Raw genomic sequence first — 17,822 nt, 5'->3', positions numbered from 1 at the left:
GTACGGTGGCCTCTGGTGGGCTGAGGCGATGTCAGCCACCCCGCGCCCGATTCGGTGCGGCCGTGTTTCCGCATGCACGAGAGGCAGGAGCGCTGATGTCCACGTACCAAGGGAGCCGTGGGTCCACCCGACCCGGTCGGCGGTCCCGGTGGTTGCTGGCCGGTGGCCTGGTGGCGGGCAGCCTGGTGGCCGGGGCGGCGGGCCTGACCGCCGTCACCGCCTCGGCCGCCGACCGTGACCCGGCGGCACCGAACCCGGGCCGGCCCGCCGCGATGTTTCAGGATGACGTACCCGGAGTCGACGAGACACCGCCACGCCGGGGGCCGGACCGGCAACGGCCGGAGTGGCGGCACGACTCCGGCGCTACCCCGGACGGCCCGGGGAGGGCGACCGGCGGGTCGACCGGTCACCACGGACGCGCACCCGACGGCAAGGTGGTGCCGGTGCCCTGCGACTCCGCCCGGCTCATCGCGGCGCTGGTGCGGGCGAACGCCGAGGGCGGTGCCACGCTGCGACTGGCGGAGAAGTGCACCTACACGTTGACCCACGCGTTCCAGCAGCCCGACGAGTACGACGGCGGCATCCGTGACGCGCGGGAGGCCGCCGATGCGGCCGAGAACCCCGGCGACGCCGAGGCGCCACCGCGCAACCCGGCCGACGACAAGGCCGGCCTGCCGGTGATCTACCACGGGATCACCATCGAGGGCTCCGGCGCGACCATCGTCCGGGGCGTCAACACTCCTGACTTCCGCTTCTTCACCGTCCGCGACGGCGGCGAACTGACCCTCCGGGACGTGACCCTGCGCAACGGCCGTTCGGCGGCGGAAGGCGGCAGCATCCACATCGTGCACGGTGCCACGGCGGTCGTCGAAGGGGTCACCGTCGTCGGCAGCACCTCGCTGTCGGCGGAGGGCGGCGGTGGTGCCATCTTCAACGACGGCAACCTGCTCATCCGTGACAGCAAGCTGATCGGCAACCGGGCCGCCGGCACCCAGGGCAAGGGCGGGGGCCTGCTCAACGGTGGTGTCATGACCATGCACGGCACCGAGTTCCGGCACAACAGCGCGGTCAGCTACGGCGGTGGCCTGGCCAACTTCCGGGCCGCGGGTGACGTCTACTCCTCCACCTTCGTGCAGAACAACGCCGGACAGGGCGGTGGTCTGGCCAGCTTCTCCGCCCGTACCAAGGTCTTCGACACGCTGGTGGCGCAGAACAGCGCCGAGACCGGCGGTGGCCTGGCCAACTCCGACGCGGTGCTGGTGCTGCGGCAGCTGACGGTCCGGGACAACGTCGCCACCGTCTCCGGTGGCGGCATCTCCACCTTCCAGGGCCTGCTGCCGGTGGACGACAGCGTGGTCAGCGGGAACACGACGCGCGGCAACGGCGGCGGCATCCACGCCGAGAAGTCGAACCTGCTCGTACGGGGCAGCGACGTCAAGGGCAACGCCGCGGTCGGCAAGCGGTCGCAGGGTGCGGGCCTGTTCGTGACGGCGGGCTCGACCTCGCTCTACCGCAGCCGCGTGATCGGCAACCAGTCCACCGTCAAGGCCGGCGGGATCCAGGCAGAGCGGGCCCAGGTCAAGATCGATGACGACAGCGTCGTCATCGAGAACAATCCGACCAACTGTGCGGGAAGCAAGGTGCCGGTGGCGCACTGCTTCCGCTGAGCGCCGACCTTCGGCAGCCGCAACCCGCGGACGAACAAGGCCCGTGCCGGAAGCCGGCACGGGCCTTGTTCGTGCGTCACCGGGCTCACTGAGAGGGCTGGGGCAGGTCGCAGTCGACCTTCGGGTTGGCGCCGACGTAGTTCAGCGGCCCGGCGGCGATGGTCACCAGGATCGTGCCGACCTCGGCGCAGTTGGCTTCCTCGTCGCTGTAGTAGCCGCGCTGGCCGGCGGCGATGGCGCCGATGACGAGCCAGATCACCACGAGGACTCCGAATATCGACGTGCCACGCATGGCTTCCTCCACGGATTCGGGGGTGGGTTGCAAGGTGTGGGCCTTGTACCCAGACGAGCCGAGCGGCTAACGGAGCCGGCGTGACCTACGGCGGCGTGGGCGCCTCGGGCGGACGGCTGCGGCTGTGGCGGAGGTCGGCCAGCGCCACCCCGGTGAGCACCAGCATGGCGGCGAGTGACGCGGTCAGCGGGGGCAGGAACAGCACCGCCGGTGCCACGGTCACCAGGGCCAGCACGCCGCCCGGCCGCGACGGCGAGATCCGGTTGAACACCTCGCGCTCGAAGAAGGCACGGCCGGTAAGGAACAGGGCCGGACCGCCCAGGATGACCGCCGCCCAGGCGGGCGGGGTACGCGCGGGCAGGGCGTGCAGCACCAGTTCGAAGCCGGCCGCCGTGGTGACCACCCCGGCGACCATCAGCAGATGGCTGTACGGCGCGGTCCTGACGAACCGGTTGGGAACCTTCGAGATCTTTATGGCCAGCGGCAGCAACTCCCCGGACCTGTGCACGTAGACCCGCCACAGCAGCAGGATGGTGCCGAAGGCCAGCACGAAGCCGACCGTGTTCTCCGCCTGCGCGTGGACCGCGCTGTAGGCCACGCCGGTGACCAGGATCGCGTCACCCAGGGCGATGGTGTAGAACTGCTGGTACCGCTCGGCGAGGTGCTCGGCGGTCACCCGCAGTTGGGCCGCGGGCACGGTGCCGATCCCGGGTACCGGATAGGCCAGCCGCAGCCCGAGATAGTCGATGCCGAGGGCGAGCAGCCACAGCGCCATCCGGGCGTCCTCGGAGACGAACGCGCCGAGGATCCACGGCACCGTCGAAAGGGCGAACCAGCAGAAGACCCGCGCTGCCCGTCGCTGGATCCTCGGGTCGCCGCGCACGGTCGGCATGAGGATCAGACCGCGTCCGAGATGGATGGCGACGTACGCGCCGGCGAAGAGCAGCCCTCGGTCGCCGAAGGCCTTGGGGATCGCGGTGGCCATCAACAGCACGCCGAGCATCACCGTGACGATCAGTACCTTGATCTCGGTGCGTGCGGGGTCGTACAGGTCGGTGACGAGCGAGGTGAGCACCCAGGTCCACCACACGGCGGCCAGCAGGATCAGTGACTGTCCGGCCTGGTACCAAGTGATCTCGTGGGCCAGGTCGCGCGAGATGAGCGCCAACGCGACGACGTAGACCAGATCGAAGAACAGCTCCAGGAGGGTGACCCGGCGGGGCGTGGCCGGGCCGCGGGTGGGGGGCCGCCGTGGGTGTCCGGGCTCTTCCTGGGCGAACGGCACGGACGACTCCCGGCAGCCGGCGACACTTCGACGGGCCGGCCTCTCCACGATGGGAGGCGGTGCGATGGCCGCGCAGCCGGCGTACCGACCGTAACCACGCCCCGGCCCGATCGTGACCTGACCGGGGTCGGTCACCGGAATGGCGTACACCGGAGCCGCCGGCTGCGGGGCCCGCGAGGGCGTTCCGCGACCGGCGGCCCCGGGGCTGTCAGGACGCGCTGTCGGCCTGGGCGGCCAGCACCTTCGCCTGCTGAGGCCAGGTGGCCAGGCTGGCGGTGGCGCGCAGCCCGGCACTCTTGACGGTCTCCCGCAGCGCGGCCTCGTCCAGTTCGGCCAGTTGCCGGTAGGTCCGGATGCCCGCGCCGTGCAGCGCCGCCGCCATCTTCGGCCCGACCCCCTGGATGCGCCGGAAGTCGTCGGCCGGGGCAGCGACCGGCTCCGCTGCGGCGACCGGCTCGGCTGCGGCGACCGGCTCGGCTGCGGCGACCGGCTCGGCTGCCGCGACCGGCTCGGCTGCGGCGACCGGCTCGGCTGCCGCGACCGGCTCGGTCGCCACCGGGTCGGCTGCGGTGGGTACCGCCGAGGGCTCGGCGGCGGCCGTTGGCCGGACCGGCGGAGTGGCAACAGTCGGTCGCGGTTCCGCGGTCGCGTCCGCCGTCGATCCTTCTTGGACGGAGGTCGGGTCGGCGTCGCTCGCGAGCGGTTCGCTGGCCCGCGTCGCCTCGGCGGATTCACCGGCCACCGGCTCCTCGGCGGGCTCACCGGCCACCGGCTCCTCGGTGGTGCTGGCGGTCGACTCGGCGGCGGCCGGGGCCGGTTCGGCCTCGGCCGGTGCCGGAGCGGTGGCTTCACTGCCCGTCGGCGCGGGCGGTTCCGCCCGCCGACCGCGCAGCAGCACCCAGCCCACCGCCAGCCCTGCCAGCAGCGCCACGAGCAGTATCAACCAGCTCCCGAAGGACTCGCCCACGGTAACCCTCCCTGAGGTTCACGTCCGGATCGTCGCGAGAAAAACTCGCCGCAGCTTCGCACACGCGCGGCCGGGACGACAGGCAGGCCAGGTAACAGTCCGTACCGGACGGGCGGAGGCTACGGCAGGTGTCCGGTACGGGACGGACGGTGTGGTGGTCGCCGTGTGGGTGTGGACAGGCCGCGACCCCGGCACCAGGTCGGTGCCGGGGTCGCGATGAGGATCAGTCCTGCTCACCCCGGTAGGTGTAGAAGTCGTCGACGAACTTGCGCCGCAACCGGGGAACCCGGCTGGTGACCCGGAAGTATCCCCGGGCGCCGAGCAACGCGAGCCGTCCGAACACCGGCTGGTACATGCGATCGTCACCGTTGGTGCCGCTACGCCCCAGCGAGTCGGCGACCCGGGCGAAGCCGTACGGCACCATCGCCGCCTCGTAGTCGGCCACCGCCTGCACCAGGTTCTTCTCGCCGGCGGCGGCGAGGATCAGCTGCCGCCGCAGCAGATTCGCGTCGCGCAATGCGGTGTTGGCTCCCACGCCGCGGCCCGGCGTCATGGTGTGGATCGCGTCGCCGAGGAGGGTGACGGTGCTGCTCTTCCAGGGTGGCACCGGTTCCGAGGTGGACACCCGGATCGGCAGGGCGCTGTCCGGGTCCGCCAGGCTGAGCAGTTCGCGCAGGTGGGGGTGCCAGTTCGCGGTAAGCTCCCGGGCCACTTCGATCAACTCCGTGCCCCGACGCCGCATCACGTCCGACGGGAACCGGCGGGCCGTACTCCACACCACCAGGTTGATGTTGTCGCGGGTCGGGTCGTGCCGCAGTCCCGGCCAGTCGGTGAGCAGTTTCGCGTCAGCCGAGCTGGTTTCCGGCTTGAGGCGGCCGTCGCGGTCCCACTTGAACTCCATCACATGCAGTACGCCCATCACCCCGCCGGTGCCGAAGATCAGCGAGATGCCCCGCTGCACGCTCTCCGGCAGCAGGGACCGGGTGTGCGCGGTGAGTGGTACCCGGGTGGCGATGTTGACCGTGCCGGCGTCCCGGATGACGGCGTGCGGCAGGTACTGGCGACGGACCGCCGAGTGCGTACCGTCCGCCGCCACGAGCAGGTCACCGGTGGCGGTGCCGCCGTCGGCGAAGTGGGCGGTGACCGTGCCGTCGTCGTGCTGTTCGTACCGGGTGAAGGTCCGGTCGAAGTGCACCACGTCCTCCAGCCCGGTCAGCAGCACCTGGCGCAGCGTCATCCGGGCCACGGACCGTTCCGTGTCGACCGGGTGGGTGTCCGGTCGCAGCGCGAAGGACGCGGTGTGGCGCATCTTCTCGCTGAGCACGTTGAAATAGCGGGGCGAGCGGGCGCAGGTGGCCAGGTAGATCTCGAACAGCTCGGGCGGTAGGCAGTCACGCAGGGCCCGACTGCCGGTGGGACCGATGCCCACCCGGTAGCCGAGCAGTCCCTCGCCCCTGGCCCGGTGTCGTTCGTAGACCTCGACGCCGATTCCGGCCCGGCGCAGCCCGTGGGCCAGGCAGAGGCCGCCGGTGCCGGCACCGATGACCAGGACGTGCGGTGCTCGGGTCGTCATGTTTCCCGCCCGGTCAGCCGGCCACACGCGGCGCCGGAACGTCCGCGCCGTCCCAGCGGTAGAAGCAGTTGGCGATCGCGTCGCGCGGCGAGCGCCAGGTGGGCAGGTACGGCGAGGTGTGCGCGGACAGCCGTTCGTTGACCTGCTGGAACAACGGATGGTTGCGGGCCGCCGCGAGGGCGTCGGCGCCGACGTCGTCGGTCTCCATGAGGTGTACGCACAAATCGTGCAGGCAGTACAGGGACCGGTGGCGGACCCCGGTCAGGCTGGGCAGTTCGGTCTCGTCGGACTCGGCGAAGATCTGCGCCACGCGACCCTCCGCGCCCGGGATGATTCTGCTGACGATCACTAGACGGCTCATCGGATCCCTCTCACCGGTGGTTCGGCCCGGACGGACACCGGGTGCCGGGCCGCTGTGGCCCCCACCCTGTCGTCCGCGCAGTCACCTGCCCGTCAACGTCCGGGATCGGTGCGGTGACGCATCGTCATCGGGCCGGAGGAGGCGGCGCGGGTGACCATGTGCCGGCGGGGTTCGCTTGTCGGACGGCTGGCCCGTCGGATGGGATCGAGGGTTTCCGCGAGCAGCGCGCTCATCGCCGGCGACGGCTCCAGTCGCAGTTCCCGCAGCAGCAGATCCCGGTAGACGTAATAGGCGTGCACCGCCTCGAAGGCGTTTCCCTCGGCGAGGTGGATGCGCACGACCAGCCGGTGCGGTGTCTCGCGCAGCGGTTCGGCGGCCATCGCCTCCAGCGCCGCCTCCAACGCCTCGCCGTGCCGCCCGGCGGCCAGATGCTGGCCGGCGACCTGTTCGAGCATGTGCAGTCGGAGCTGGCGCAGCCGCTCGCGGTCGGCCAGCACCCAGTCGTCGTACCAGCCGGGCAGCAGGTCGTGCCGGCCGGCGGCGAGGGCCTCCGGGGCGTCGCCCGGGGCGTGGCCGTCGCGAACCCGGCCGGCCGTGTCGACGAGCAGGTCGACATCGACCCGGACCAGCGGGTCGAGGCGGACGGTGTCGGCGGCGGTGGTCAGCGGGCAGTAGGGATCCTGACGCAGTCGCCACAATGCGGTCCGCAGTGACGACAGCGCCCGTTCCTCGGTGGCCTCCGGCCAGAGCAGGCCGGCGAGGTGGGTGCGGGTGGCGCCGGGTCGCAGCCCGATCAGCGCGATGATCCGTTGCAGGCCGCGGGGCACCGACACCGGGGTGTCGCCGTGGGTCAGGCGGAAGCCGCCGAGCAGATGCAGCCGGATGTCGACGTCGTGGGGCTGGCCGGTGGTGGGTGTGGGCGTGGGCGGAACGGCGGCCACGGCGGCACCCCCTGCGGAACGCGTCGGTTGCGGGTCTCGGCCGGGTCCCGGCGTGGCCGCCGTGACGCCACTGTCGACTCGCTGGGCCGTCGCACGCGGGGTGCGCTGCCGGGTCTGACCGCCGTGAAGATTATCAATAGCAGTTACTCTGAGTCAACGATGTTGTCGGCAATGTAACGCTTCTGGTTCTGTGAGACCGCCTCTGAACTGGTCAATCTCGCCGATCATGGTCTCCGTGGCCGCTCAGCTGAACCACAGCTTCCGTCAACTCAGCGTCACCGACCCTCGTTCTTTTCAGGGGTGTCGGTGACGCCCGGGTGACGCGGTGCTCCGCATCGTGGCGGCAGCCGTCCGGGCACCTCCGGTGGCGTCCACCGGCCCATGGGGGGAGGACCAGCATGGACCGAACGCTGATCGTCGCGAAGGTGGTCCCGACCGCCGAGTCGGCGGTCGCCGAGATCTTCGCCGAGTCCGACACGACCGAACTGCCCCGCCTGGTGGGGGTCCGGCATCGCTCGCTGTACCGACTGAATGACCTGTACGTGCATCTCATCGAGACCGAGTCGGCCGGTGACGGTGCCGTGGAGGCGGTTCGGGAGCACCCGGAGTTCGTCCGGGTCAGCAGCCGGCTGAGTTCGTACATCTCGCCGTACCTGCCGGACTGGCGTTCGCCCCGGGACGCCATGGCGCGCTGCTTCTACAGTTTCGACGGGCGCCGGCCGTGACCGCCACCGCGCCCTCGGGCGAGACCCTGTGGTCCCGGTGCGGGGGCTGCGCCGCCCTGCTCTACCGCAAGCGGCTGCGCCGCAACCTCGACGTCTGCCCGGAGTGCGGCCTGCACACCCGACTCGCCGCACCCGAGCGGGTCAGCCAACTGGTCGACCCCGGATCGTTCCGGCCGCTGCCGGACCGCGCGGTCGAGGTGGACCCGATCGGTTTCGTCGACGCCCTGCCGTACCCGCACCGGCTCGCCGCCGCCCGCACCGACACCGGCCTGTCGGAGGCGGTGCTCTGCGGCACCGCCGCAATCGGCGGGTCCCGTTGTGCGCTCGCGGTGATGGACTTTCGGTTTCTCGGCGGCAGTCTGGGCTGCGCCGTCGGCGAGCTGATCACCCGTGCGGCCGAGCAGGCGTTGGAGGCCGGTGTCCCGCTGGTCCTGGTCACCGCCTCCGGCGGAGCCCGGATGCAGGAGGGCGCGCTGTCGTTGATGCAGATGGCCACGGTCAGCCAGGCGATGGCCGCGCTGCGCGAGGCCGGGCTGCTCACCGTCAGCGTGCTTACCGATCCGACCTACGGCGGGGTGGCGGCCTCCTTCGCCACCAGCGCCGACCTGGTACTCGCCGAGAGCGGCGCCCGGATGGGCTTCGCCGGCCCCCGGGTGATCCGCCAGGTGACCGGACGCAACCTCCCGGAGGGATTCCAGACCGCCGAGTTCCTGCTGCGGCACGGCCAGGTCGACATGGTGGTGCCCCGGCACGCGCTGCGCGCCCGACTGGCGACCCTGCTCGCCGTCACCGGCCGCCGAGCCCCGAAGCGGCCCGGCGTAACCGCTCCACCACCCGAGGCGACCCGCCCGGTCCACCCGTCCCGGGCACCGGACCGCGACGCCTGGGAGACGGTACGCCTGGCCCGGCACCCCGGCCGTCCCACCACCCTGGACTACCTGGAGACCACCTTCGACGGCTTCACGGAGCTGCACGGCGACCGGCTGGGCGGCGACTGTCCGGCGGTTGTCGGTGGATTGGCGCGGCTCGACGGCCGGCACCTGATGGTGATCGGCCACCAGAAGGGACACACCACCGCCGAGCTGGCCGCCCGCAACTTCGGCATGGCCACCCCGGCCGGCCATCGCAAGGCGTTGCGGCTGATGCGACTGGCGGCCCGACTCGGGCTGCCCGTGGTGACCCTGGTCGACACCCCGGGCGCCGATCCGGGCATCGAGGCGGAGGAGCACGGCCAGGCGGCGGCCATCGCGGAGAACATCCTGACCCTCAGCGTGCTGCCCACACCGGTGGTGACCGTGGTGACCGGGGAGGGTGGCAGCGGCGGTGCCCTCGCCCTGGCGGTGGCCGACCGGGTGCTGATGCTCCAGCACGCGGTCTACTCGGTGATCAGTCCGGAGGGCTGCGCCGCGATCCTCTGGCCCGGTCGTACCGCCGCGCCGCAGGCGGCTCGGGCCCTGCGGTTGACCGCGCCGGACCTGTGCCGGCTCGGGGTCGTCGACGAGGTCGTTCCCGAGCCGGACGGCTCTGCCGCCGACGACCCCGAGGCGACGGCCCGAGCCGTCCGCCGGGCGCTGCTGGCGAACCTGCTGCCGCTTCTGGAGGTCCCGGCGGTGACCCTCGTCCAACGACGGCGACGGCGCTTCCGCCGCTTCGGCGCCGCGCGCGCCGGTGCCCGAGCGGGGGCCCGATGAGCGCCGTGCCCACGGTCGCCGGTGCCCCGGCGGCCGACGTGGCGGTCTCCCCGCCGTCGTCCGCCGCGCCCTCGCCCGGAGCGGACGAGGCGACGGTCGGCCGGGCCGGCGCCGACGGCACACCCATCCCCCGCACCGCACCGACGACCCGGGCCGACGACGAGACCGGGCACCGGACCGACGGCTTCGCCGGTCCGGAACTCGGCCGGCACCCGGCGGCCGACGCCGCCCTGGCCGAACTGCGCCGACACGCCCAGCAGTTCATCGCCGAACTGACCGACCCGGTGCGCCGCTTGCGGCTGCGCCTCGGCGACGCCGAGCTGGAGGTGGAGTGGGATCGGTCGGTCGGCCCGGACCCGGTCGTACCCTCAGGCACCACGGGTCCCGGCGTCGCCGCCCCCCGTCCTCCGGTCGGACCGGCCGAGGCCCCGCCGCCGGCGACCCCCGCAACCCGCATCAGCGTCCGCTCGCCGATGGTCGGCACCTTCTACCGGTCGCCGCAGCCGGGTGCCGCGCCCTTCGTGGCCGTCGGCGACCTGGTCCGACCCGGTCAGGTCGTCGGCATCGTCGAGGCGATGAAGCTGATGAACGAGATCGTCGCGGACCGGCCCGGCCGGGTCGTCGAGGTCCTGGTCCCCGACGGACAGCCGGTGGAGTACGACCAGCCACTTGTCGCCCTGGATCCGGCATGAGGGTGGTGCGCTGATGTTCTCCAAGGTGCTGATCGCCAACCGGGGCGAGATCGCGCTGCGCATCCTGCGCGCGTGCCGGGAACTGGGCATCCGTACCGCCGTGGTCTACTCCACCGCGGACGCCGACTCGATGGCCGTGCGGCTGGCCGACGAGGCCGTCCGGATCGGCCCCTCCGCCAGCCGGCGCAGCTACCTCAACGCCGCGGCGGTGGTGGAGGCCGCCCGTAAGGTCGGCGCCCAGGCGGTGCATCCGGGCTACGGCTTCCTCTCCGAGGACGCCGATTTCGCGGAGATCTGCGCGGACAACGGACTGACCTTCGTCGGCCCGCCTCCGCACGTGATGTCGGTGCTGGCCGACAAGTCCTCCGCCCGGGCGTTGATGAGCCGGGCCGGGCTGCCGCTGGCGCCGGGTGCCGTGCAGCCGGTACCGACGGCCGCCGAGGCCGCGGCCGTCGCCGCCGAGGTGGGCTATCCGGTCATCATCAAGGCCGCAGCCGGGGGCGGGGGCCGCGGGATGGCCGTGGTCCGCGCCCCGGCGGACCTGCCCCGGGCGTACGCGCGCACCCGCGCCGCCGCCCAGGCCGCCTTCGGCGACGACCGGGTCTACGTCGAGCGCTACCTGACCGACGCCCGGCATGTCGAGGTCCAGCTGCTCTGCGACTCGCACGGCAACGGCGTGCACCTGGGTACCCGGGACTGCTCCGTGCAGCGTCGGCATCAGAAGCTGGTCGAAGAGGCGCCCGCGCCGGCGCTGTCCCCGGTGACGCTGGACGCCATCGCCAGCACCGCCCTGCGCGGCGCACTCGACGTCGGGTTCACCGGTGCCGGGACGGTGGAGTTCCTGGTGGACGCCGAGGAGCGGTTCCACTTCCTGGAAATCAACTGTCGCATCCAGGTGGAACATCCGGTGACCGAGATGATCACCGGGATCGACCTGGTGCACGAGCAGTTCCATGTCGCGGCCGGCACCCCGCTGCGCTGGCGTCAGGAGGACGTCCGGTTCACCGGGGTGGGCATCGAGTGCCGGGTCAACGTGGAGGATCCGGATCGGGATTTCGCGCCCACGCCCGGCCGGCTGGACCGGTTCGTGCCACCCGGCGGCCCGTTCACCCGGGTCGACACCCACGGCCACCCCGGTTACCTGGTGGGTCCGCACTACGACTCGCTGCTGGCGAAGGTCGCGGTCTGGGCCCCGGACCGCGACCTGGCGTTGAGCCGGCTGGACCGGGCGCTCGGCGAGTTCGAGGTCTCCGGGCCGGGGATGCGGACCACCATCCCGTTCGTCCGGCGGGTGCTCGACGACGCCGAGTTCCGCAAGGGGCGTCACTCCACCGGGCTGGTGGACCGCCTGATCGCCGCACCGAAACCCGCACACCCGAGGAGGAAACGATGACCGTCACCGACGGCGGTTCGCTGACCGCGGAGATAACCGACATCCTGGTCACCAACTGCGGACTCGACCCGGATGCCGCCGCCCACGCGCCGGCCGCCTCCCTGGAGGAACTGGGCATGGACTCGCTCGCCCTGCTCGAACTCTCGGCCGTGGTCGCCGACCGGTGGCAGGTGAGCATCCCGGAGCAGGCCGCGCAGTTGAGCATCCCGGCCGTGGCCGACCTGGTCGCCCGGCGGACCGATCCGCCCGGGCACACCGAGAACAGCATCGTCATCGCCGCGCCGATGGAGCTGGTCTGGTCGGTGACCAACGACGTGGCGAGCTGGCCGGACCTGTTCACCGAGTACGCGCGGGCCGAGATCCTCGACCGCGACGCAGACACGGTCCGGTTCCGGCTCACCATGCATCCCGACGAGAACGGTGTCGCCTGGAGTTGGGTGAGCGAACGGACCGCGGACCCGGTCACCCGTCAGGTGCAGGCCCGCCGGGTGGAAACCGGACCGTTCGAGTACATGCGGATCCGCTGGACCTACACCGAGGAACCCGACGGTGTCCGGATGACCTGGGTGCAGGACTTCGCCATGAAGCCGACCGCGCCGGTGGACAACGCCGGGATGACCGAACGGATCAACACCAACAGCGCGGTGCAGTTGGCCGTGATCAAGGAACACGTCGAGCGGCTCGCCCTCGAACTGACGACCACGCCGCCGACGAGCGTCACCCCGACGGGTACGGCGTCGGCGGTCGTGTCGACCGGTACCGGCGCGACAGGAGCAGACGATGAGTGACCTCGCCCTGGTGGCCGCCCGGGACGTGCCCGCCGACCGCCGTCGCGGTGGCGAACTGCGCGTCCTGCTCGGTCCGCGTACCGTCGGCAGCACCTCGGGTTTCATGGGCGTGGCCACGATGGCGCCGGGGGAGCGGATCGCCGAGCACTACCACCCGTACAGCGAGGAGTTCCTCTACGTCGCCCGGGGCGCCATCACCGTCGACCTGGACGACGAGCCGGTGCCGCTGGCGGCCGGTGAAGCGCTGTTCGTGGCCCGCAACGTCCGGCACCGGCTGCGCAACACCGGTCACGTACCCGCCGAGGTGGTGTTCCATCTCGGGCCGTTGGCCCCGCGCCCGGAACTCGGCCACGTCGACACCGAGCTGGTCGAACAGCGGGACCGGTCGTGACCAGCCGGCGCACCGTGGTCACCGGCGTCGGGGTGGTGGCCCCCGGTGGGGTGACCCGGGACCGGTTCTGGAAGGGCATCACCGAGGGCCGTACGGCGACCCGGCGGATCAGCTTCTTCGACCCGTCGCCGTTCCGGTCGCAGATCGCCGCCGAGTGCGACTTCGACCCGGACGCCGCCGGACTGACCCCCGCCCAGCGGCAGCGCGCCGACCGGTACGTGCAGTTCGCGCTGGCCTGTGCCGCCGAGGCGGTCGCCGACAGCGGACTGGAACTCACCGACGCCGAACGGGACCGGGCCGGTGTGGTGCTCGGCACCGCCGTCGGCGGCACCATGGCCTTGGAGCAGGAGTACGTGACGGTCAGCGACAGCGGCCGGCGCTGGTTGGTCGACGCGGCACTCGGCGGCCCGTACCTCTACCCGGCGCTGATGCCCAGCAGCCTGGCCGCCGACGTGGCCTGCCGACACGGCCTGCACGGTCCGGCCCAGGTGGTCTCCACCGGCTGCACCTCCGGCATCGACGCCATCGGGTACGCCCACCAGCTCGTCGTCGACGGCGAGGCCGACATCATGCTCGCCGGTGCCGCCGACTCACCCATCTCGCCGGTCACCGTGGCCTCGTTCGACGCCATCAAGGCCACCAGCCCGGACAACGACGACCCGGCGCACGCCTCCCGCCCCTTCGACGCCGACCGGCACGGTTTCGTGCTGGCCGAGGGGGCGGCGGTGCTGGTGCTGGAGGAGGTCGGGCACGCCGCGCGGCGCGGCGCGCACGTCTACTGCGAGGTGGCCGGCTACGCCAGTCGCAGCAACGGCTACCACATGACCGGGCTGCGACCCGACGGCCTGGAGATGGGGCTGGCCATCACCGACGCACTGCGGCAGGCCCGACTGGCGCCCGAGGACGTCTCCTACATCAGCGCCCACGGCTCCGGTACCCGGCAGAACGACCGGCACGAGACGGCCGCGTTCAAACGGTCGCTCGGCGCGGCGGCCTACCGGGTGCCGATCAGCTCGATCAAGTCGATGGTCGGGCACTCACTGGGTGCCATCGGCGCCATCGAGATGGCCGCGTGCGCGTTGGCCATCGAGTTCGGGGTGGTGCCGCCGACGGCCAACTGGGCCACCCGGGATCCGGAATGCGACCTGGACTACGTGCCCAACGAGGCCCGGGAGGTGCCGGTGGACGTGGCGCTCTCAGTGGGCAGCGGCTTCGGCGGCTTCCAGTCGGCCATGCTGTTCCGTCGGTTGGCCCGGGACGTGACACCGTGAGCACGCGTCGGGTCCGGACGGCCGTCGAGGTGACGGCATGACCGGCGGGCGGGCCGTGGTCACCGGCGTCGGGGTGGTGGCACCCAGCGGCGTCGGCGCGGACGCGCACTGGCGTACGGTCCTGTCCGGCCGCCGCCGTACCGGGCCGATCACCCTGTTCGACGCCTCCGGGTACCCGACCCGGCTCGGCGGTGAGGTGGCGGACTTCGACCCGTCCCGGTACGCCGACAACCGCGCTCTGGTGCAGACCGACCGGTGGACGCACCTCGGGTTCGCCGCCACCGCGCTGGCGCTGGCCGACGCCGGCCTGCCGGAGCGGGCCACCGACCCGTACGGCTGGGCGGTGACCCTGGCCAGCGCCTCCGGCGGCAACCTGTTCGGCCAGCGGGAGCTGCAACGCCTCTGGTCGTCGCCGTCGCGCACGGTCGGCGCGTACCAGTCGATCGCCTGGTTCTACGCGGCCAGCGTCGGACAGCTCTCCATCCGCCATCAGGCGAAGGGGCCGTGCGGGGTGCTGGTGGCGGAGTCGGCCGGCGGCCTGGACAGTCTGGCGCACGCGGTACGGACCGTGCGGCGCGGCGCCTCGGTGGTGCTCGCCGGGGCCACCGAGTGCCCGTTGAGCCCGTACGCGCTGGCCTGCCAGCTGCGTTCCGGCCTGCTCAGCGAGGTGTCCGACCCGGAACATGCCTACCGGCCGTTCGACGCCACCGCCAGCGGCTACCTGCCCGCCGAGGGCGGCGCGGTGTTCGTGGTGGAGGAACTGGACCACGCCCGTGCCCGGGGGGCACGCGTCTACGGCGAGGTGACCGGTTGGGGGGCCACCCACGACGCGGCGCACACCACGCCGGACAGCTCCGGTGACCCGCACCAGTACGCCCGCGCGATGCGGCTGGCCCTGGGCCGGGCCGGCGTCGAGCCCGACGAGGTGGACGTGGTGGTTCCCGACGCCCTCGGGGTGCCCCGCTACGACCGGGCCGAGGCGAGCGCCCTGCGTGCCGTCTTCGGCGCCCGCACGCCGCCGGTCAGTACCCACAAGGAGTTGACCGGGCGGGCGCATCAGGGCGGGTCGGCGCTTGACGTGGCCACTGCCCTGCTCGCCTTCGCACACGACACCCTGCCCGCCTCGGCCGGCCCGGAGGTGGTCGCCGACGGCTGCGAGCTGGACTTCCTGCGGGCCGCCCGTCGCCCGCGTACCCGGTTGGCGCTGATCTGTGCCCGGGGTTTCGACGGATTCAACAGTGCGCTGGTGCTGCGCGGTGCGCCGCCGGCCGGAGAGGAACCGTGATGAATGAATGGGAGCGCGAGGAGCGAGCTGGCGGGTACCGCGGTCCCGACGGGTCGGGGCACCGCGCCCGGGTGGTCTTCCTGGTCCGGGTGCCCGACGAGCGGACCGAGGACTTCCTGCGGGCCTACGAGGCGGTCCGGCACCTGGTCGCCGACGGTGTGCCGGGCCACCTGGTCGACCAGGTGTGCCGTTCGTCGACCGACCCGGAGCAGTGGCTCATCACCAGCGAGTGGGCCAGCCTGGCCGACTTCGAGGCGTGGGAGCGCAGCCCGGAGCATCGCGAACTGGTCCGGCCGATGCGGGATTGCTTCACCGACGCCCGGTCCCTGCGGTTCCACATCCACGCGCAGACCCCGGTGCCGGCTGGAACACCCAGGTGAGAGGATGCACGCTCGGTGTTGATTCCATCACCGATGGCTGACACACGGAATCGATCATCCTCGCCGGGTGACCCGGCGACAATCCGGCCAGTCGCCCTTCTCGGGCATCCATTTGCATGAAGCAATGTCCATCGTGCCTGCCGTAGGGTTCCGGCAGTGCTCCGAGCAGGGCGACCTGCGGCCGGTTCGCGCCGTAGCGACGTCGATGGTGGAGGTGGGGATGTCATGACCGGACCGCTGTTCTCGCCCAGCGAGGCCGATCGGCCACCCCTCGCCGACCTGCCGATCCCCGCCGATCTGTCGTCCGGCGCCGACCAGCAGCCCTCCGCCGACCTGCCGAGCCGGGCTGCGTCCCGGCTACGGACGTGGCCAGCGGGCCCTCAGCGCGACCCGAGGTCGACCTCGGCCAGGTAGACGCAGCTGCGCCCCTCGTGGGAGGAGTAGTAGCTGACGTACAGCCGCTCGTCGTGCCAGGCCAGGCCGGGATAGCTGGAGTCGCCGCCGGAGGGCAGCGTGACCAGCTCCCGCAGCCGGCCCCGGGCCACGTCGACGGCGCAGATGGCGGTCCGCACCGCGCCGTCGTGCAGGCGTACGCCGGCCACGAGGGTGCCGTCGGGCAGCCGGCACAGCGCCGGCCCTCCCACGCGTACCCCGAGGTCCGTCCAGGTCCACTCCCGATACGGCGGGCGGGCACGGCCGAGCTGGGCGGTGGCCGTGCCGCCGTCGCGCCGCAGCAGGCAGGTGGCGGTGCCGTCGGGGTCGAAGACCAGCCCGGACTCGTTCGGATAGCCGCCGGAGAACAGCGTCCGTACCACCGGTCGCAGGTCGAAGCCGTCCTCGCTGCGGTAGAGCCGGACGGATCGTGGCTCCCGGGTGGCGTAGCCGATGCCGTACATCGTGTCGCCGCGCCAGGCGGCCTGCCAGACCCAGACGTCCGGTTCGCCGATCGGCCGTGGTTCGTCCCACCGGTGACCGTCGTCGCTGACCGCGGCGACGGTCCGGAACCGCTTCGGCGTGCCGGTCGCGGCGGCGGCGAGCAGCTGCAACCGTCCGTCGGGGCGCCGGACGAAACGCGGGTCGCGCAGGTCGACACCGGCCTGTGCGAGGACGGCCGCGGTTTGCCAGGACCGACCGTCCGAGGAGGTCAACACCCGCAGGACGCCGTCGTCGGACAGGTGCGACCGGCCCTGGCGGAACGCGCAGAACCAGGTTCCCGCGTACCGGACCAGGTCGGTGAAGGCGCTGTGCGGGGCGGTGTCACCGATACGGCGTAACGCGCGCACCTCGGTGGTCGCCGAACGGATGATCACGTGCGTCGACGGTACGCGGAGCGGGCGACACCGGTGTGGCGGTGGGACGAACAGCGGACGAACGCGACGACCCGGCGGTGGTCTGCCGGTGGCGACGCGGCCGGTGACGCTGCCTGGCGCCGGTGCTCACCGGGCCGCCCGGGTGCGGCGCGCGGCGACGTAGCGTCGGGCCTTCTCGGCGGTCCCGCAGTCGTCCATGCTGCACCAGCGTCGACTCCGGTTCTTGCTCTCGTCGGTGAAGACGAAGCGGCAGCCGCCGCATCCCTTGATCCGGTCCAGCGGGCCGGTGGTGAGCAACTGGATCGCCGCGTGCACCACGGGCCGTAGTGGTCGGACGGCGGTGTGGTCGTCCCGCCAGCTCCAGACGAAGCTGCCGGCCCGGTCGAGCTGCGCGTGACCGAGCGCGTCAGCTTCGTCGTCGCGCAGCTGGGCCAGGGTGGACCTGCTCGGGTTCCGGCCGTTCGCCAGGGCCCGGAACACCTCGTCGAGCCGGTCGCGGGTACGCAGTGACCGTTCGAAGGCGGCCTGCGCAGCGTCCGGGTCGTCGTGGCGGAGACGGTGCGACCTGGTCGCCTCCGCGTCGGTGAGGACGCCTGCGTAGCCGGCCCAGGCGACCAGTGCGGGATAGCCGGTGAGCACGTCGTCGTCCGGCGGCCCCACGGGTGGACCGGTACGGGTGTTGACGAAGTCCAGCGCGAGGTTGCCGCCCACCAGGCGCATCCTCCGGACACCCTCGAATGTTTCCATCAAAAGCGACTTTACCAGTTGACCCCGGGTTGGGCGCTCCCTAGTGTTACCGCCATAAGCGAT

Annotated in this window: 18 protein-coding genes; 10 read left to right on the top strand and 8 right to left on the bottom strand. The window is 72.3% G+C overall.

Going from position 1 to position 17,822, the window contains the following annotated elements:
- The first annotated feature begins 95 nt into the window (after window positions 1–95).
- The gene (locus AB0J93_RS09140) at window positions 96–1,667 is read left to right on the top strand and encodes a hypothetical protein (RefSeq protein WP_363919799.1); all 1,572 of its coding nucleotides are present in this window, start codon (window positions 96–98) and stop codon (window positions 1,665–1,667) included.
- A gap of 85 nt (window positions 1,668–1,752) precedes the next feature.
- Here AB0J93_RS09140 and AB0J93_RS09135 read toward each other — a convergent pair whose 3' ends face one another.
- The 6 genes from AB0J93_RS09135 to AB0J93_RS09110 all read right to left on the bottom strand — a co-directional run bounded on the left by AB0J93_RS09135 (window position 1,753) and on the right by AB0J93_RS09110 (window position 7,086).
- On the bottom strand, window positions 1,753–1,959 hold the full coding sequence (locus AB0J93_RS09135) for a hypothetical protein (RefSeq protein ID WP_204006432.1): 207 nt from the start codon (window positions 1,957–1,959) through the stop codon (window positions 1,753–1,755).
- Window positions 1,960–2,044: 85 nt separating this feature from the next.
- Entirely contained in the window at window positions 2,045–3,244 is a 1,200-nt protein-coding gene (locus tag AB0J93_RS09130; RefSeq protein WP_363919797.1) for a low temperature requirement protein A, read from the bottom strand.
- 208 nt (window positions 3,245–3,452) lie between these two features.
- Window positions 3,453–4,211, bottom strand: a complete 759-nt coding sequence (locus AB0J93_RS09125) for a helix-hairpin-helix domain-containing protein (RefSeq protein ID WP_363919795.1) — start codon at window positions 4,209–4,211, stop codon at window positions 3,453–3,455.
- A 223-nt stretch (window positions 4,212–4,434) separates the two neighbouring features.
- On the bottom strand, window positions 4,435–5,784 hold the full coding sequence (locus tag AB0J93_RS09120; protein WP_363919793.1) for an NAD(P)/FAD-dependent oxidoreductase: 1,350 nt from the start codon (window positions 5,782–5,784) through the stop codon (window positions 4,435–4,437).
- Window positions 5,785–5,797: 13 nt separating this feature from the next.
- Window positions 5,798–6,145: a TcmI family type II polyketide cyclase gene (locus AB0J93_RS09115; RefSeq protein WP_155220223.1), complete on the bottom strand. Its 348-nt coding sequence runs from the start codon at window positions 6,143–6,145 to the stop codon at window positions 5,798–5,800.
- 92 nt (window positions 6,146–6,237) lie between these two features.
- Complete coding sequence (locus AB0J93_RS09110; protein WP_363919790.1) at window positions 6,238–7,086, bottom strand: BTAD domain-containing putative transcriptional regulator; 849 nt, start codon at window positions 7,084–7,086, stop codon at window positions 6,238–6,240.
- A 398-nt stretch (window positions 7,087–7,484) separates the two neighbouring features.
- On the opposite strand from AB0J93_RS09110, the gene AB0J93_RS09105 reads away from it, so the two are divergent.
- The 9 genes from AB0J93_RS09105 to AB0J93_RS09065 are packed head-to-tail and all read left to right on the top strand — an operon-like array spanning window position 7,485 to window position 15,702.
- On the top strand, window positions 7,485–7,811 hold the full coding sequence (locus AB0J93_RS09105; RefSeq protein WP_363919788.1) for a TcmI family type II polyketide cyclase: 327 nt from the start codon (window positions 7,485–7,487) through the stop codon (window positions 7,809–7,811).
- Window positions 7,808–9,502: an acetyl-CoA carboxylase carboxyltransferase subunit alpha gene (locus AB0J93_RS09100; protein WP_363919786.1), complete on the top strand. Its 1,695-nt coding sequence runs from the start codon at window positions 7,808–7,810 to the stop codon at window positions 9,500–9,502. Before AB0J93_RS09105 ends, AB0J93_RS09100 begins: the two co-directional genes overlap by 4 nt.
- Entirely contained in the window at window positions 9,499–10,194 is a 696-nt protein-coding gene (accB, locus tag AB0J93_RS09095; protein ID WP_363919784.1) for an acetyl-CoA carboxylase biotin carboxyl carrier protein, read from the top strand. Before AB0J93_RS09100 ends, accB begins: the two co-directional genes overlap by 4 nt.
- A 13-nt stretch (window positions 10,195–10,207) precedes the next feature.
- Window positions 10,208–11,587 carry an acetyl-CoA carboxylase biotin carboxylase subunit gene (locus AB0J93_RS09090; protein ID WP_363919782.1) on the top strand — a complete coding sequence of 460 codons (1,380 nt, stop codon included), beginning with the start codon at window positions 10,208–10,210 and terminating at the stop codon, window positions 11,585–11,587.
- Window positions 11,584–12,375, top strand: a complete 792-nt coding sequence (locus AB0J93_RS09085; RefSeq protein WP_363919780.1) for an SRPBCC family protein — start codon at window positions 11,584–11,586, stop codon at window positions 12,373–12,375. Before AB0J93_RS09090 ends, AB0J93_RS09085 begins: the two co-directional genes overlap by 4 nt.
- Window positions 12,368–12,766 (top strand): cupin domain-containing protein, encoded by a 399-nt coding sequence (locus tag AB0J93_RS09080; RefSeq protein ID WP_164450155.1) that lies wholly within the window; start codon window positions 12,368–12,370, stop codon window positions 12,764–12,766. The genes AB0J93_RS09085 and AB0J93_RS09080 overlap by 8 nt, the downstream gene beginning before the upstream one ends.
- Complete coding sequence (locus AB0J93_RS09075) at window positions 12,763–14,037, top strand: beta-ketoacyl-[acyl-carrier-protein] synthase family protein (protein ID WP_363919778.1); 1,275 nt, start codon at window positions 12,763–12,765, stop codon at window positions 14,035–14,037. The genes AB0J93_RS09080 and AB0J93_RS09075 overlap by 4 nt, the downstream gene beginning before the upstream one ends.
- A 37-nt stretch (window positions 14,038–14,074) precedes the next feature.
- Window positions 14,075–15,322 (top strand): beta-ketoacyl synthase N-terminal-like domain-containing protein, encoded by a 1,248-nt coding sequence (locus tag AB0J93_RS09070; protein ID WP_363919776.1) that lies wholly within the window; start codon window positions 14,075–14,077, stop codon window positions 15,320–15,322.
- Complete coding sequence (locus tag AB0J93_RS09065; protein WP_363919773.1) at window positions 15,322–15,702, top strand: antibiotic biosynthesis monooxygenase family protein; 381 nt, start codon at window positions 15,322–15,324, stop codon at window positions 15,700–15,702. The genes AB0J93_RS09070 and AB0J93_RS09065 overlap by 1 nt, the downstream gene beginning before the upstream one ends.
- A gap of 380 nt (window positions 15,703–16,082) precedes the next feature.
- Here the strand turns inward: AB0J93_RS09065 and AB0J93_RS09060 are convergent, their stop codons facing one another.
- Window positions 16,083–17,012: a sialidase family protein gene (locus AB0J93_RS09060; RefSeq protein WP_363919771.1), complete on the bottom strand. Its 930-nt coding sequence runs from the start codon at window positions 17,010–17,012 to the stop codon at window positions 16,083–16,085.
- 126 nt (window positions 17,013–17,138) lie between these two features.
- Complete coding sequence (locus tag AB0J93_RS09055; RefSeq protein ID WP_363919769.1) at window positions 17,139–17,759, bottom strand: ABATE domain-containing protein; 621 nt, start codon at window positions 17,757–17,759, stop codon at window positions 17,139–17,141.
- Between the last annotated feature and the right edge of the window lie 63 nt (window positions 17,760–17,822).

The organism is Micromonospora sp. NPDC049374, assembly GCF_040677165.1.
In the GTDB taxonomy this organism is placed as follows: domain Bacteria; phylum Actinomycetota; class Actinomycetes; order Mycobacteriales; family Micromonosporaceae; genus Micromonospora.
The sequence above is the reverse complement of the archived record's forward strand: the minus strand, read 5'-3'. Positions and strand labels throughout refer to the sequence as shown.